The organism is Glutamicibacter sp. TV12E (assembly GCF_052441935.1).
Lineage (GTDB): Bacteria > Actinomycetota > Actinomycetes > Actinomycetales > Micrococcaceae > Glutamicibacter.
The window spans coordinates 1724869-1741031 of record NZ_JBQVVF010000001.1 but is presented as its reverse complement, the minus strand read 5'-3'; the positions used below and the strand labels follow the sequence as shown (position 1 = coordinate 1741031).

General features: G+C 61.2%; 13 protein-coding genes. 3 read left to right on the top strand and 10 right to left on the bottom strand.

Annotated elements, in window-relative coordinates; translation table 11 throughout:
* The first annotated feature begins 3 nt into the window (after window positions 1-3).
* Entirely contained in the window at window positions 4-840 is an 837-nt protein-coding gene (locus ACT7DV_RS08160; protein ID WP_444661725.1) for a siderophore-interacting protein, read from the top strand.
* Complete coding sequence (locus tag ACT7DV_RS08155; protein WP_444661724.1) at window positions 821-2122, top strand: alpha/beta hydrolase-fold protein; 1302 nt, start codon at window positions 821-823, stop codon at window positions 2120-2122. The genes ACT7DV_RS08160 and ACT7DV_RS08155 overlap by 20 nt, the downstream gene beginning before the upstream one ends.
* A 230-nt stretch (window positions 2123-2352) precedes the next feature.
* Here the strand turns inward: ACT7DV_RS08155 and ACT7DV_RS08150 are convergent, their stop codons facing one another.
* Entirely contained in the window at window positions 2353-3702 is a 1350-nt protein-coding gene (locus ACT7DV_RS08150) for an MATE family efflux transporter (RefSeq protein WP_444661723.1), read from the bottom strand.
* 146 nt (window positions 3703-3848) lie between these two features.
* On the opposite strand from ACT7DV_RS08150, the gene ACT7DV_RS08145 reads away from it, so the two are divergent.
* On the top strand, window positions 3849-4682 hold the full coding sequence (locus ACT7DV_RS08145; RefSeq protein WP_444661722.1) for a hydrolase: 834 nt from the start codon (window positions 3849-3851) through the stop codon (window positions 4680-4682).
* 13 nt (window positions 4683-4695) lie between these two features.
* Here the strand turns inward: ACT7DV_RS08145 and ACT7DV_RS08140 are convergent, their stop codons facing one another.
* From ACT7DV_RS08140 to ACT7DV_RS08100, 9 genes are all read right to left on the bottom strand, one after another.
* Window positions 4696-5898 carry an MFS transporter gene (locus ACT7DV_RS08140; RefSeq protein ID WP_444661721.1) on the bottom strand — a complete coding sequence of 401 codons (1203 nt, stop codon included), beginning with the start codon at window positions 5896-5898 and terminating at the stop codon, window positions 4696-4698.
* 3 nt (window positions 5899-5901) lie between these two features.
* On the bottom strand, window positions 5902-6672 hold the full coding sequence (locus ACT7DV_RS08135) for a lysostaphin resistance A-like protein (RefSeq protein WP_444661720.1): 771 nt from the start codon (window positions 6670-6672) through the stop codon (window positions 5902-5904).
* 168 nt (window positions 6673-6840) lie between these two features.
* Window positions 6841-7605, bottom strand: coding sequence for an aquaporin Z (aqpZ, locus tag ACT7DV_RS08130; RefSeq protein WP_444661719.1), 765 nt, complete (start codon window positions 7603-7605; stop codon window positions 6841-6843).
* A 106-nt stretch (window positions 7606-7711) separates the two neighbouring features.
* Window positions 7712-8821 (bottom strand): FUSC family protein, encoded by a 1110-nt coding sequence (locus ACT7DV_RS08125; protein ID WP_444661718.1) that lies wholly within the window; start codon window positions 8819-8821, stop codon window positions 7712-7714.
* 194 nt (window positions 8822-9015) lie between these two features.
* Window positions 9016-9933 carry a LysR family transcriptional regulator gene (locus ACT7DV_RS08120; protein ID WP_444661717.1) on the bottom strand — a complete coding sequence of 306 codons (918 nt, stop codon included), beginning with the start codon at window positions 9931-9933 and terminating at the stop codon, window positions 9016-9018.
* A 152-nt stretch (window positions 9934-10085) separates the two neighbouring features.
* A complete protein-coding gene (locus ACT7DV_RS08115; RefSeq protein ID WP_444661716.1) occupies window positions 10086-12170 on the bottom strand; it encodes an ABC transporter ATP-binding protein in 2085 nt (694 codons plus the stop codon).
* Entirely contained in the window at window positions 12171-13904 is a 1734-nt protein-coding gene (locus tag ACT7DV_RS08110; RefSeq protein WP_444661715.1) for an ABC transporter ATP-binding protein, read from the bottom strand. It abuts the gene before it with no gap.
* Between the two features lie 217 nt (window positions 13905-14121).
* Window positions 14122-15249 (bottom strand): alanine dehydrogenase, encoded by a 1128-nt coding sequence (gene ald, locus ACT7DV_RS08105; RefSeq protein WP_444661714.1) that lies wholly within the window; start codon window positions 15247-15249, stop codon window positions 14122-14124.
* Between the two features lie 239 nt (window positions 15250-15488).
* Window positions 15489-16139 (bottom strand): 4a-hydroxytetrahydrobiopterin dehydratase, encoded by a 651-nt coding sequence (locus ACT7DV_RS08100; protein WP_444661713.1) that lies wholly within the window; start codon window positions 16137-16139, stop codon window positions 15489-15491.
* Window positions 16140-16163: the final 24 nt, after the last annotated feature.

Genomic DNA, 16163 nt, shown 5'->3' with positions numbered 1-16163 from the left:
TCCATGAGTGCCCATACCTTGATCGTCGAGGAGATTCTCGACTACACCCCGCGGATGCGCCGCGTCATCTTCCAGGGGGAAGGCGTTCGCTCCTACGCCGCCGATGGGCCCGCCGTCCCCAATATCAAGATCTATTTCCCCCGCCCCGGGCAAGAGCTGGATTTTCCCCAGCGCGACGCCAGCACCGGGCGGTGGGCCTTTGCCGGAGACCAGCGCTCGCGGGTGAGGACCTACACGGTTCGCTGGCTTGATGCCGAAACCTCGCGGATGGCCATCGACTTTGTCCGCCACGGCGACGAAGGACTGGCCAGCGCATGGGTGGAGAGGATCAGTGCGGGAAGCAGGCTCGGCGCTTTTGGCGGCGGCGGACGAGTGCTCAAGCCCGGGGGCACAGCGCTGATGTTCGGCGATGAAACGGCGCTGCCAGCCATCAGCGACACCCTTGAGCAGATGCCCGAGAACCAGGAAGGCGAGGTGTTCATCGAGGTGGCCGATGCCCAGGAGATCCACGAGCTGCGTGCGCCGGCAGGAATGCGCATCACCTGGCTTTCGCGCGCCGGCGCCCCGGCAGGCAGTACCCGCCATCTGATCAATGCCATGGAAAGCTACCCCGTCGCACACCCGCAGCAGATCCACCTGTGGGTGTCGGCCGAATCCGAGGTAGTCCGATTTGCCCGGTCCTGGGCCGCGCAGGCCGCAATCCCCAAAGCGAACCGCCTCATCATCGGCTATTGGCACCGGACCCTCGATGAGGTGTCCTACGCCCATGATTCGGACCATGACCGCGTCGCCGACGAGATGGCCTACGAACGCCCCGGCCATGAAGAACATGCACACTAGGCCCGGCACCGCGCCGGGGTCCCTGCGCTGTTATGGCTACCTGCGTGCCACCCGGTCAGCTGGAGAACTACGCGCCTGGAAGCACGCCTTGCGCAATGGCGAGATGCGCACCCCGGTCTTTGAAGCAACGGAAGATCCAGCCCTGGTGTACGCCCATTTCCTGCTGGCCGATCACGGGCAGCCAGCACCGCTGACCGCCGCGATCTTGTCGGCCAATGCGCTGGTGGACCACCGTGATCTCGATGCCAGCGAATTCGAGGAAATCGCGAATGGCTTGTGGGCTGTCACCTTGCAGGTTCCCGCCGATTGGCGTGCTGGCTACCGCATCACGACGCACCGCGGCGCGGGCCTGCCCTCATGGCGCACCGAAACCGAACGCCGGCCCATCCGGCTGGCCGCCGACGCTGGCGGAATCGATGAATTCAACCAGTTCGTGGGGGCAAGCATGAATGGCGCCCCGGTGTCCTTGGCCTACGCCCCTGCCAGCCGGATTCCCGGCTCGCTGGCCGCTGCGACCCCGGACCGGCATCGCCCCGGTCCTGCGGTCGGCGGCTGGGGAGAGCCGGGACAAGCACCTGGAACCAAGCACCCTCGACTGCATCATCACGAGCTTTATGATGAAAATTGCCATCGCCCCCGGAATCTGTGGATGTACGTGCCGGCCCAGGCGGACGGGCCGACGCCACTGGCCATTGTGCACGACGGTGCCACCTACGCCCGGTTCCTTGCGGCCGCTCAATCGCTGGATGCCGCCATTGCGTCCGGAGAGCTTGCCCCGCTGCATGTGCTATTCATCGACAGCACCACCGTCCAGATCCGGGGCGAGGAACTTCCCGTGCTCGGGGGAACCACCAGGTCCATTGCGGAGCAGTTCCTGCCGTGGGCGCGAAGCCGCTACCGGATCTCCCTGCGCCGCGACGACGTGCTAATTAATGGTGCTTCCTTTGGTGGTCTTGCAGCCCTGATGATGCTCTGCCACTACCCGCATCTGGTGGGTTGCGCGCTCGCCCAGTCGCCTTCCCTCTGGCACACCGACCTCACCAAGAGCATCGCGGCGCTGCCGGAACACAGCACCGTGCTGATCCAAGCTGGCTGTTATGAAACGGATATCCATGAGGGGTGCCTGCGCCTCATGGAGCACCTGCGCGAATTTCCACCGGCAGGCCAGGTGGACTTCGAGTCGCTCAGCGGCGGGCATGACTGGTCATGGTGGAATCCGGAGCTCCTCTACGGATTAGCCAGATTCTTCCCCGGACCGGCTCATACCGGCGGGTCGATGTAGCGGCAGTTGGCGGCGCAGCACTTGTTCGCGGCTCCCAGGACGGCCGCAGCGCCGCCCTGCAGGGCGCTCCTTTCATCGGCAGGGCGTGTTGCCCGATTCAGCTCATGCAATGCCGCCATGATGGTGGCGAGGTGCTGGCAGCCCAGTTCCCGGCACGTCCCCCAGACTTCCAGTGGACGGGCTGGGAATAAAAGAGTGGCGGTCCGGGCAACCAGCTGGCAGCCTCCTGGCTAGTGGCCTAGCCGCATCCACGCGGTTCCGCGGGCCCGCACCCACAGCGTGATGCCACGAGATGCCATGAATCCCAGCGCAAAGGCTACCCAAATCCACCAGATGGCCGCGTGCGGATCATGGGTGAGAGCCAAAACTGCCCAGAGCATCGGCGCGTAGACCGCCAGGTTCACCACGCCGACTAACCCCAGGTAGCGGGCATCCCCGGCGCCGATCAGCACACCGTCGAGCACGAACACCAGTCCGCACAAGGGCTGGGACAGGGCCAGCACCCACAGTCCTACCGTGGTCAGCTGGCGGATCTGTTCATCTGGGGTGAACATCATCGGGAAGATCCATGAGGTGGCGAACAGCAGCAGCCCAGTGGCTACGCCAAAGTAGATCCCCCAGCGGCTCATGATGCCGGTGAGCTTGCGAACGCGCTCAACATCCCCGCGGCCCAGTTCCTGGCCAATCATCGCCTGGGCCGCAATGGCCAGCGCGTCCAGCGCGAAGGCCAGGAAGCTGAAGATCGTGAAGACCAGCTGGTGCGCGGCCAGGGTCTGGGTGCCGGAGCTTGTGGCGACAAAAACAGTTAAAAGCAACGCCGCGCGCATGGTCAGGTTGCGCAGCATCAGCCAGGACCCGACTTGCCCGGTGGAAATGAACCCCGCCCAGCTTGGCGCCAGCGAGATCCCCTGTTGGCGGATTCGCGGCAACAGCATCCACAGGTAGACCGCAGCCATCAGCCATTGGGCAATCGAAGTGCCCAGGGCGGCACCGGCCACGGACATCTGCGCCCCGTAGACCAGGACGAAGTTCAGCACAATATTCAGTCCGAAGCCTGCGGTGGCAACCACCAGCGGAGTCTTGGTATCCTGCATTCCGCGCAGGACACCGGTAGCGGCAAGCACCAGCAGCATCGCGGTCAGGCCAGGCAGGGAGTAGTGGATATAGTCCACCGCAAAATCTGTCGTGGCCCCTTCAGAACCCATGGCCTGCACAAAAGGACGGGCTGCAAGATATCCCAGCAGCGAGAGCACCACGCCAAGGGCGAGAGCGAACCACATGCCATCGCGTCCTGCGGCCATGGCCTGTCCCGGCCGGCCTGCGCCGATCGCCCGGGCGACCGCCGGGGTGGTGGCATAGGCAAGGAAGATCATCAGCCCCACTGCGGTCTGCAAGACCGTGGTTCCCAAGGCGGCACCGGCCAATTCGTCCACTCCCAAGTGCCCCACGATGGCCGAATCAGCCATCAAGAACAACGGCTCGGCGATCAGCGCGCCGAGGGCGGGAACAGCGAGGGCCAGGATCTGCCGCGGGATACTCTTCGGGGATTCAATGGGGGTTGAGGAACTCACCCTTCCCACTCTACGAACGACCGGGTTCTTTCACCATTTAATATCGCTGTGCGAGATGCCTCAGGCAGTTGCCGTCTACCGGATAGAGTAGAAACGCATTAGCTTGAAAGCAACCAGGGGTCGCGGGGATGTGGCCAGAAGGAGCAGCAGAGCCCATGAGCCAAGAGCGCCTCGATCAGTGGCAGTGCGCAGGATGCGCCGTGGAGTTTCCTCCGGGCGCACAGCCTGAAGGGCTGTGCCCGATCTGCGCCGACGAGCGCCAATACATTCCCGGAGGCACGCAACGCTGGGTACGGACCGAAGACCTGGTAGCTGACGGACACGAGCTGACACTGACAGAACTTGAACCGGGCTTGACTGCCATCGCTTCTCCAGAAATTGGCATTGGCCAAAGCGCCCTGCTGGTTCAGACCACCGGCGGGAATCTGCTCTTTGACGTTCCCGGGCTGATTACCGATCAAATCATTGCTTGGCTACAGTCCCGAGGCGGACTGGCCGGGATTGTTGCCAGCCATCCGCATATGTATGGCGTGCAGCAGCAGTACAGCCAGACTTTTGGTGATGCCCCCATCTACGTGGCGCACTTTGATGCGCGCTGGGTCCAATATTCGTCTCCAGCGATCAAGCTGTGGACAGATGCTTTTGAAGTTCTGCCTGGTATTACGCTGAAGCAATTGGGCGGACATTTCCCGGGGAGCACCGTAGCTTGCTGGGAGGCTGGAGCAGATGGGCGCGGAGTGCTCCTGGCAGGGGACGCGATCTTCCCGGTGGCCGATGGAAACGTGACATTTCTGCGCAGTTATCCGAATCGCATCCCGCTCTCCGCCGCCGTGGTGCGCCGAATGGCCAAGGGCTTGGAAGTACTGGAGTTTGACCGGCTCTACAGCAACTTCGCATCCTGCGTTCGATCTGATGCACAGCGTATCGTGCAGTTTTCCGCCGACCGCTACGCCCGCTGGGTATCGGGCGAATTTGATCATCTGACCTAGTGGGAAGGAATATCTAGGCCTCGCCTAACGACGGGTCCCGTTGGGAGAGGAACGAAGCCATGATCATGGCCACCGCCTGTAGTGCGATCACCGAGAGCACCACGCTGCCCCAGCCAAAGTGCATGAACGGAAGTCCAATAAGCCACCCCAGCACCGAAGAACCAACGTAGTAGAACAGGTTGTAAAGGCTGGATGCCTGAGCGCGGGCGCCGGAGGCCAAGACTGGAACCCAGCCGCTGGCCACCGCATGTGCTGCGAAGAAGCCTGCCGTAAAGACCAGCAGTCCAGCAACGATGGCCACCAGGTTCCCGGCAAGGGTCAAAGTCAGTCCGACGGCGCTGGTGAGAATGCTCAGGCGAAGCGTGTTGCGACGGCCGATTCTGGCCACCACTTTGCCGCTGGCCACCGATGTGTAGGTGCCAGATAGATACGCCAAGAACACCAGAGCCGCAAGGGACGACGGGATGAGGTAGGGAGGCGCTTCCAGCCGGAACGCCAGATAGTTGTAAACGGCAACGAAGCCTCCCATCAGCAAGAACCCTTGGGCATAGACCAGGCTCATTTTCCCGCGTAGCGCTTGGCCAAACTTCTCAGCGATCCCCCTGAGGCTTTGCCCTCGGATCGGAGCGAAGCCTTGAGCCGTCGGCGCCTTGATCAGGAAGAACAGCGTGGCCAGCCCGGCCATGATGCTCACCGCAGCGATGCCCCAACGCCAGCCGGCGGGTTCTCCAATGAAGCTGGCCACCAGGCGTCCGGCCAGGCCGCCGAGGGTGGTTCCCGAGATGTAGGTCCCGCTGGCTACCGCAACCGCTCTGGGGCTGATTTCATCGACGAGGAACGCCAAAGCGGAGCCGGGCACCCCGGCCAAGGCAAGGCCTTCGAAGAAGCGGATAACAACGAGGGTTTCGAAATTCGGCGACTGGGTACTGAGCAATCCAAGCAGCACCGAGGCTATCAAGGCCGCGCAGATGACCTTCCGCCGGCCAATCCGGTCCGAAATGATGGCCCATGGAGTCACTGCCAGGGCCAGCCCCAAGGTTGCCGATGAGACGGCTAGCGCAACTTGGGATGAGCTGATCTGGAAATCATTGGAAATGACTGGCAGCAGCCCCTGAACTGCGTAGAGCTGGGAGAAGGTGGCAACACCACTGGCAAAGAGCGCCAGCAGCATGCCGCGGTAGGCCGGGGTGCGTGGTTCATGTCCTGCGAACGGCACTGCTTAGATTCCTGCAGGGAGCAGCGGGTAGAGCAGGTAGACAACCAGCAGGGCCACGGTGTTGTTCAGCACGTGCAGCATGTAGGAATAGGCCATCGATTTGCCGCTGAGAATGTAGGCCAAGCCCATCGTGATGCCGAGCATGAAGTAGGGGACGACTTCCAGCCACGACCCTACACCCGCGCCGACGAAGTGGATTCCGGCGAAGAGGACGGTGGAGATCAGCAGGCAAAGCCAGACATTGATTTTACGTGAGAGCTTGCCAATGAGCAGATGCCGGAAAAAGTACTCCTCGACAAATGGGCCAAACAGCGCCGTGACGACCAGCATCACGGGCAGCGGCACGGTCGTGGCCATGCCTTCCAAGGCGGCCTGGTTCTCGCTGGTCACCACTTGGCCGGTGAGCCCTGCGATGAGCGCGTTGGCCATGATGGTCAACAGCCAGCCTCCGGGCAGCATCAGCCACTTCGCCCACGAGTGGTAGCGCATGGTCTTGAAGGAATCGAAGAACTGCGGACCGCACTGGACCATCGCGAGAATGAAGAAGCCGACGTACAAGATGAGGTTGATGCCGAAGAGCGCTTGCTCCTGGGTTTCGAACGCTGTCATGTAGCCCGGGATAAGCGAAATCAGCCCCGCCGCTCCCCCGATGAAGAAGAACAGATAGGCCACCATCGTCCACACATCGCCCTTGCTGAACTTGCCGGCATTGAAGACGCGTTGCTTAGGCCGTACAGCCATGTAGCGGACTGGGTGCTCTGGCCATTGTTGCATGGTACAAGCCTAATGGCCTTGCCTATGGAATTGCCTCAACCGTGAGCGACCAGACGAAAATCTGTTACCTACCGACTCCGTGCGCAAAAGTGCCCGGAGGCGATGACTGCATCAGCAGTCGCCTCCGGGCCCCAAGAGACATCAATCAGAAATTGCGATGTCCAGGTCCTAGTTGCGGTCGAAGCCTTCGCGGCCCTTGTCGACAAATGCCGGGAACAATACCTTATAGCTCACGCCAGCAATCGCGGCACCGATGATCGGCGCAACGATGAACAGCCAGACCTGGCCCAATGCTTCGCCGCCGGCAAACCAGGCAACACCCAGCGAACGCGCCGGGTTAACCGAAGTATTGGTGATTGGGATCGACACCAGGTGGATCAGGGTCAGTGACAGGCCAATGGCAATCGGGGCGAAGCCCTTAGGCGCGCGCGCATCGGTGGAACCCAGAATCACAAAGAGGAAGATCGCGGTCAACACAATTTCTGCAACCAATGCCGCGACGAGCGAATAGCCGTCGGGGGAACGATCTCCGTAGCCATTGGATGCAAATCCCGACTCCACCGCGTTGAAGCCGTCCTTGCCCGAAGCTATCCAGAACAGCACCGCGCCGGCGACAGAAGCGGCTACCACCTGGGTGACGATGTAAGGTCCGACATCCTTCCAAGGAGTACGTCCGGCGAAGGCGGTTCCCAAGGTGACTGCCGGGTTGAAGTGTCCGCCGGAGATATGGCCGACAGCGTAGGCCATCACCAGCACGGTCAGACCGAAAGCCAGTGAGACACCAACGAACCCGATCCCCATGTTGATGGATTCTTCGGCGATGACCTTTGCCGCGAAGATGGCCGAACCACAGCCACCGAAGACCAGCACGAAGGTGCCCAAGAATTCTGCAGAAAGTTTTGCGCCCACAGTTGGCACGGATGTATCAGTCATGCTTCTTTTTCCTTTCCTCGATGAAAAAATGCGAGTTCAAGGCCAGCTTATGTCCTGTTGGCTGGAATGCGGTAGACCTCCGGCTATTAAATAGAAGTCCTTTGTCTTATTTTTCACTGAGGTTCATGCTGCTGCCCTTTCCCAGTGTGCTGTCCATGCCGGTTCCTGGGCACGCAGGTCGGAATTCAATCGCGGCGGCTGCCACAATGCCGACAACAACTCCAAGAAGATTTCCCATGGCGCAGTCCCACACCATCTGGGATCCAATCTGCGGATTGGCCAATTGCAGCATCAAGATGATCAGCGGTGTGAAGAAACTGAGCGCAAGACCGTAGTTTCGTGCCATGTAGGCCTCGGTGGGGAACATCAGCAGGATGATCCAGCATCCGATCACCAGTTCGCTCGGTGACAGGAGGCCGATTCCCAACAACACGCCGATGCCGGCGAGCGTTCCTGCAATACGATGAAGTCCACGCCGCAGCCGGCCACGCGCAGTGCCTAGAGCCAGTGGAACTGCCGCGCCGGCCATGGTCCATTGAAGGTGTTCCACCTGCAGGAGAATTCCAACCGTCCCGGCAAGGAAGATGACCAGCAGATAGGTTAGAGCCCTGCGCAGGATGCCGGGCCAATGGACCGGCTCGGCATCTGCCCCAGTTGTCTCCACGCCTTCATCTCGAACGGTCTGCCCGAGCAGGATGCTGAACAAGGCAGTGGCCACAAATGTGGCCAGCCCTTCAAACGCAGGCAGTTCCCCCACCGGCAGGGTTCCCAACGCGCCGAAAGCGAACAGGGGAAAGAAGGCGCCGCCGGGCTTGATCCCGTATCGATCGGCAATCACCGAACTGAAGACCGCCCAGAACACTCCCCCTGCAAGCAACGGCCATCCCTGCCAGCCCAAGGGAGCCACAGCGATTCCGCAAATTCCTGCGCAGAGCATCAATGCCGCCCCGAGTGCTTGGTTCTTCAAGCGCTGCAGCCGATGCGGGGCCCGGCCATACATTCCGATGATGGACCCGAAGACCGCGTAGGCAAGGAGGTCTGTTCTGCCCGTTGCCAGCAGCACACTCCCGGGGATCCCCAGGCCAAGGCCAACGCGAATTGCCGGCCGGATCTCCGGGCTGTGCGCAATGGCAAAGAGCTGCCAGTCAATAAGCGAGCCGCGTTTCGGCGTGGAATTTCGAATGGTTGTGCGGAGCGAGGAAGATCTGCCCATCATCCACGCAGCCCAGGATCACCGGGGCGCTTGACCGGTTGCCGCCATTCCCTGTCCTCCGAAGCGCTGCCTCGTTCCATTGGTATCTTCCGCCTCCCATCACATGGTCCGAGTCGTTGGTGACTCCGGGCCCGCTTCTAGGTTCAGGGAATTGCATTGATCAAATCCAACAATCAGATCCGATGATCCGATAAGTATCAGTTATGAAGACTATTGGAACCGTCATTAGTCGACGGAAAAATCTCAAAAATAATCTTTTGGAGTGCTCGCGTCATCAAAGTTAATGGGTTGTCATCTTCCATCACCAAAGAGATCTGCGAGGTGACCTGCGGATTATCCAGCCGGGTCAGCTCGATTCCTGGAAGCGTGCCCAGCGGAGGCAACCACTGGCGCGGGACAATGCTGGCCCAATTTCCCGTTGACACGTGTGCGAGCAGCGTGACTATCGAGTCGCATTCGATTCGCGGCGATACTTCCATGCCATGCTGGCTCAGGGTCTGGTCCAGCACTTGGCGTCCTCGAAGGGACGAGTCGAGAAGGCATAATGGCAGATCCAAGGCCGAGCTCCATGAAACCGCCCCTGCCTTGGCTAGCACACCGGTCGCCGTGAGCAGCACATGCTCTTCGGCATAGAGCGGATACACCAGCACTCCGGCCACGTCCTGCGGCTCTGCATAGATCAGTCCCGCGTCGAGCTCATAGTTCCTGATCTGGCGGACAATCTCCTCCGACCGGAGACTTGCCTGGATATTGATGCCCACTTCCGGATGGGCCCGGGCGAATTTGTCGGTGAGCGTTGCGACGGTGGAAGAGGCGGCAGGAACGGTGCCGATGCGCAGGGTTCCATTGAGCCCATGCTGGTAATGGGCAATTTCCTGCTTCAGCGATTCGTGGTCTTTCAGGAGTTTTCGCGCCCATTTGAGCACGGTCTGCCCTTCAACGGTCAAGCTCTGGAAGGCATGGCCGCGCCTGACCAGCGGCGCGCCCAGTTCCTTTTCAAGTTTTCGGATGCCTTCGGACAAAGCTGGCTGGGAGACCGCGCATTCCTCGGCTGCCCGGGCAAAGTGCCCTTCATTGGCCAGCGCCACCAGATATTCCAACTGTCTAAGCATCATGATCACATTGCATCATCATCCGCGGAAAGATGCGCTATTGGTGACCTGATGGCGCACTTTGGCGGCTTCTTAAAACACTGGCCTCGCACGGCAAAGGCCCCGGGTTCCGGCAAGATTGAACTGCCAGAAACCGGGACCTTCGCAGGAAGAGACTACTCGGTTTCCTCCTTGGCCTCCGGTGCCAAATCGGAAGCCACAGGAGCACCGGCGGCCACAGCCGGAACGGCAGCGGTATCCGGATTCGCATCCACGTCCTCGGCTGGACCAGCAAACTGCGACTGGTACAAGCGGTAGTACGCGCCCTGGGTCTTCAACAGGTGCTCATGGTTGCCCTGCTCGACGATCTTGCCCGCTTCCATCACCAGAATGGTGTCGGCATCGCGAATCGTCGAGAGTCGGTGGGCAATCACGAAGCTGGTGCGGTCGCTGCGCAGCGCGGCCATCGCCTGCTGCACCAGCAGTTCGGTACGCGTATCCACCGAGCTGGTGGCCTCATCGAGGATCAGCAGGGAAGGGTTGGCCACGAAGGCACGGGCGATCGTGATCAGCTGCTTCTCGCCGGCCGAAACGTTGGTGCCTTCTTCGTCGATGATGGTGTCGTAGCCATCAGGCAATGCACGCACGAAGCGGTCCACGAAGGTCGCCTTGGCGGCCTCGATGACTTCCTCATCGGTGGCATCCAATCGCCCGTAGCGGATGTTCTCCATGATGGTGCCGCCAAACAGCCACGCATCTTGGAGCACCATGCCCGCCTTGGAACGAAGATCAGCGCGCGAGAGCTGGGTGATGTCATGGTTATCCAGCATGATCTTCCCGGAGTTCAGCTCGTAGAAGCGCATCACCAGATTCACCAAGGTGGTCTTGCCGGCACCGGTGGGGCCGACGATTGCCACCGTATGACCTGGATCCGCGTCGAAGGAGAGGTTCTCGATCAGCGGCTTGTCCGGGGTATAGGAGAAGGACACGTTCTGGAAAGACACATGGCCATCGGTCCGCTCAGGCAGGCTTGCCTGGGCATCTTCCGGATCCTGCTCTTCGGCGTCCAGCAGCTCAAAGGTCCGCTCTGCCGAGGCCACACCGGACTGCAGCATATTCGCCACACCCGCAATCTGCCCCAATGGCTGGGTGAACTCACGCGAGTACTGGATGAAGGCCGTGGCATCGCCAAGGCTCATCGCGCCCGAAGCTACGCGCAGGCCGCCCACGACGGCGATGCCGACGTAGGAGAGGTAGGAAACGAAGTTCATCACTGGCATGATCATGCCGGAAACGAACTGGGCACCGAAGCTGGCTTTGTACAGTTCTTCGTTACGCGCGGTGAAGCGGTCCACCATGTCCTCTTCGCGCCCGAAGACCTTCATCAGCTCATGGCCGGAGAAGGACTCCTCGATCTGGCCGTTGAGCGCACCGGTGTTCTTCCACTGCGCGGTGAACAGCTTCTGCGCCCTGGAGCCGATAACACCCGCGGCAATACCGGAAAGCGGCAAGGCGACCAGGGCAATCAAGGCCATCTGCCAGGACACCACGAACATCATGATGACAATGCCGATGACCGTCATGATCGACTGCACCAGCTGGCTCAAGGCCTGCTGCAGCGCATTTTGGATATTGTCCACGTCGTTGGTCACGCGCGAGAGCACGTCACCGCGCTGGCGGGTATCGAAGTAGTTCAGCGGCAGGCGGTTGAGCTTGTCCTCGACGTCCTTGCGCAGGTTGTAGACCACGCGCATGACCAGCTTGTTCAACAACCAGCCCGAAGCCCAGGAGAAAAGCGAGGCCACGAAGTACATCGAGAGCACAATCAGGATGAGCTGCGAGAGCTGGGTGAAGTCGATGCCCTGGCCGGGCACGAAATCGACCTTGGACAGCATGTCAGCCTGGGTTCCCTGGCCCGAGTCGCGCAATTGCGCGATGACCACGTCGGCTGGAGTCCCGGCCTGGATGTTCTTGCCGATCAAGCCGGCAAAGATCACGTCCATGGCCTTGCCCAGAACACGAGGTGCGATCACCGATAGCACCACGTATACGGTGATCAGCGCAAAGACCAGGACCATGCCCCACTTGTAGGGGGACATCAGGCCGACAAGGCGCTTGGCCGATGGCCAGAAGTGCTCGGCCTTGCGCGCTGGCGCACCACCGCTCCAGTCATCGGCACCGGCGGCGACTTCAAATTCGTCAATTGCAGCGAGCTCGCTATCAAGCTGCTCTGGTTCCGCGTTCTTCTGTTTCTTCGCCACTTAGGCCACCTCCTCCACGCTCAGCTGGGACGTCACAATTTCTTGGTAGGTTTCCGAGGATTCCAAGAGTTCTTCATGGGTTCCGCGGGCCACGATTTCACCGTGGTCCAGAACCAGGATCTGGTCCGCCTCGGTAATTGTGGAGACGCGCTGGGCCACGATGATGACCGCTGCGTCCTTGGTCGGCTCGGCCAACGCCGCACGCAGCTTGGCGTCGGTATTCACGTCCAAGGCCGAGAAGGAATCATCAAATAAATAGGTCATCGGCTTGGCTGCCAAGGCGCGAGCGATGCACAGCCGCTGGCGCTGTCCGCCCGAGACGTTGGTGCCGCCCTGCGAGATGGTGGATTCAAGCTGGCCTTCGCGTTCGGTGACAAAGTCGGTTGACTGCGCGATCTCCAGTGCTTCCCACAATTCTTCATCGCTGGCATCCTGCGCACCAAAGCGCAGGTTGCTGGCAATGGTTCCGGAGAACAGGTAGGGGCGCTGTGGCACTGCGGAGATATTGCGCGAGATGGCCTCCCGGCCCAATTCCTTCAGCGGTACGCCGCCAATGAGGATCTCGCCTTCCGTCGCGTCGTAGAGCCTCGGGATCAGATTCAACAGCGTCGTTTTTCCGGCACCTGTGGAACCGATGATGGCAGTGGTCTGTCCCGGCTTGGCGGTGAAGGAAATATCGGAGAGCACAGGAGCTTCAGCTCCCGGGTAGCCGAAGGTCACGTTCTTGAATTCAACGGTGCCCGGTTCTGGAAGCAGGACCTCGCGGTCTGCCGCATCCTGCATCGACGGTTGGCTGTCAAGGACCTCTGAGATGCGGTCGGCAGAGACCATGGCACGTGGAATCATCATGGCCATGAAGGTGCCCATCATGACGGCCATCAGGATCTGCAGCATGTACTGCAGGAAGGCGGTCAGGGCACCGACTTCCACATCGCCGTTATCCACGCGGTGTCCGCCGAACCATAGCACTGCCGCGGTGGACAGGTGCAGGATCATGGTGATCGCAGGGAACATCAGCACGAACAGGTTGCCGACCTTGACACCCAGGTCGGTCAGCTTCTGGTTGGCATCGTCATAGCGCTCGGCCTCGTGGTGCTCGCGCACAAAAGCGCGGACCACGCGGATGCCGGTGATCTGCTCGCGCAGCACGCCGTTGATCCCGTCGATGCGGGTCTGCATATCCCGGAACAGCGGCATCAGCTTGATGACCAGCAGGCCCACGACAATCAAGACCAGAGGCACGGAGACCCAGACGAGCCATGACAGCCCCGGATCCTCACGGATGGCCATGACCACGCCGCCGATGGACATGATGGGCGCGTTGATCATGAAGTTCAGCGCCATCAGCGTGAGCATCTGGATTTGCTGCACGTCGTTGGTGCCGCGGGTGATCAAGGTGGCGGCACCGAACTTGTTCACGTCCTGGGCAGAGAAGGTGGAGACCTTCTCGAAGACCGACTGGCGGATGTCGCGGCCCACGCTCATGGCGGTCTTGGCCCCGAAATACACGGCGGCCACCGCTGTGGCCACCTGGATCAGGGCGACAATGAGCATCAGTCCGCCGGTGCGCCAGATGTAATCGACATCGGCTGTCACGACGCCCACGTCAATGATCTTGGCGTTCAGGCTTGGAAGGTAGAGAGTGGCCATGGTGGTGGCCAGCTGCAAAATGATAACGGCAATAATCCAGCCCGTATAGGGCTTGGAATGTTTCAAGATGAGCTTGAGAAGCATGTGGAAAAATCCTCGCTGGCATCAGGCTCTCCGGCACCGCGCCACTCCGGATTAAGGGCGCGATGATTGAAGGGCGATTGCCAGTCTAGTGTCCACCACCGACAAGTAGAATCATCCTCGCGATTGATTCTGCCCAATCAGTGTTCCACGCTCGATCCAGCGCAGTGCCGGCCAGCTCCCTGCCTGGCCGATCCCCTGCCCCGGCTCGTGCTGCTGGCTAGACGAGCGTCGGTGCTCCGAGCACCTGCTCAGCTGGCAGCAGGGGCAGCCCGAACTCATCGGCCACCGATTTGATGGTCACCGACCCGTCATGGACGTTCAGTCCATTGGCCAACCCTGAATCCTCACGCAGTGCTTGCTTCCAGCCCTTGTCCGCGATGCGCAGCGCGTAGGGCAGCGTGGCGTTGGTCAGCGCCGCGGTGGAGGTGTGCGGGACGGCGCCGGGCATATTCGCAACGCAGTAGTACACCGCATCATGCACCTTGAACGTCGGCTCGGCATGGGTCGTGGGACGGGAACCCTCGAAGCAACCGCCCTGGTCGATCGCGATGTCCACCAGCACGGATCCCGGCCGCATGTCCGCGACCATGTCGTCGGTGACCAGCTTGGGCGCCGCCGCGCCCGGGATCAGCACCGACCCGATCACCAAGTCGGCCTCGGCGACCTGCTGCGCAATGGCCATCCGCTGGGACGCCTGCGTCTTGATCCGGCCGTTGAACGCCTGGTCCACTTCGCGCAGCCGGGCAAGATTGATATCGATGATGGTGACGTCGGCACCCATGCCCATGGAAATCTGGGCCGCATGCGTCCCTGCTACGCCGCCGCCGATCACTACCACTTTGGCCGGTCGAGTGCCTGGCACTCCGCCCATCAGCACCCCGGAACCTCCATTGGGCTGCTGCAACTGGACGGCACCGATCTGGGCTGCCAAGCGGCCTGCCACTTCCGACATCGGGGCCAGCAGCGGCAACGTCCGGCCTGCGGTCACGGTCTCATAGGCGATCGCGGTGCACCCGGAGGCCAGCAGCGCGTTAGTGCATTCGCGCGAGGCGGCCAAATGCAAATAGGTGAACAGCACCTGTCCCGCACGCATGCGGTGGTACTCCGAGGCGATCGGCTCCTTGACCTTCAGGACCATCTCGGCCTCGGCCCACGTGGCGTCGGCATCAGGCGCGATGCGGGCACCGGCGGCGACATAGGCTTCGTCCGCATTGCCGGACCCGGTTCCGGCTCCGGTTTCCACCACGACTTCGTGGCCGCGGGCCATGAACTCCGAGACGCCGGCAGGCGTAAGGGCAACGCGGAATTCGCTGTTCTTGACTTCCTTGGGAACTCCAATAATCATGAGAATTGTTCCTATCTCCAGACATGCGTGGCAATGGCATCGACCCGTGCCCGGGGGCAATGCTCATCCTTTGCGATGTTCTACAGATTAGTGTTTACAACGGCAATCTCATCCTGCTCACGAATTATCTACGGCAAGGATCGAATAACCTGTATTTTATTGCGGGATCTTCTGACGTAGTGGCCCGCGTCACCGTCGGATATTCGGTGCCTCACTGGGCGCAAATGGCCTTGGGAGATTCATCGGTCCTGCTCGGTGCAGAGGCAAAAGCGGTTGCCCTGCACATCGGTGGCCACCACGAAGCTCGGGGCCTGCTGTTCATCCAGGGCCAGTTGATGCTCCCGCAGCCTGTCCAGCACCCCGGCGCTTTCGGAGTACGGGCCCCAAATATCCAGATGCAGCCGATTCGGGTTGGGCGACGCTGTTTCCTGGAACCAGATGGCCGGCAGCCTGCGGTGGGGATCCACCAGTGAACCGTCCTCCATCACCCGGTAGCCCAGACCGGCCGCCCACTGCGCCGCGATCTTCCGCGGGGCATCGCTGTCCACGCAGACTTCCACGACGCTGATCAGTTCCGGGCGGGCAGCGATGCCCAGCGCTTCGGCATGCTCGGATATCTTGCTGGCCAAGGCGATGTCGCGGGTGGTCACCATGCCGCCTGCATCATGCGAGGTGGTGGTGACAAAAACCTTGTCATAGCGCCAATCCACGTCCGGGTGGTGCTGATCCATTTCGGCGGCCCCGGCGATATCGCTGAACAGCTCGATGGCCGACGCCGAGGTCTTGGCCTGGAACACGGCGGCGATGGCCCCGGGCACTTCGCGCCAGTGCGGCAGGTCCTTGAGATAGTCGCTGATTTGCTGCTTGCTGAGAACGTCTTGGTTATTCATGGTGCTGCCTCCTGCTGCCACGGT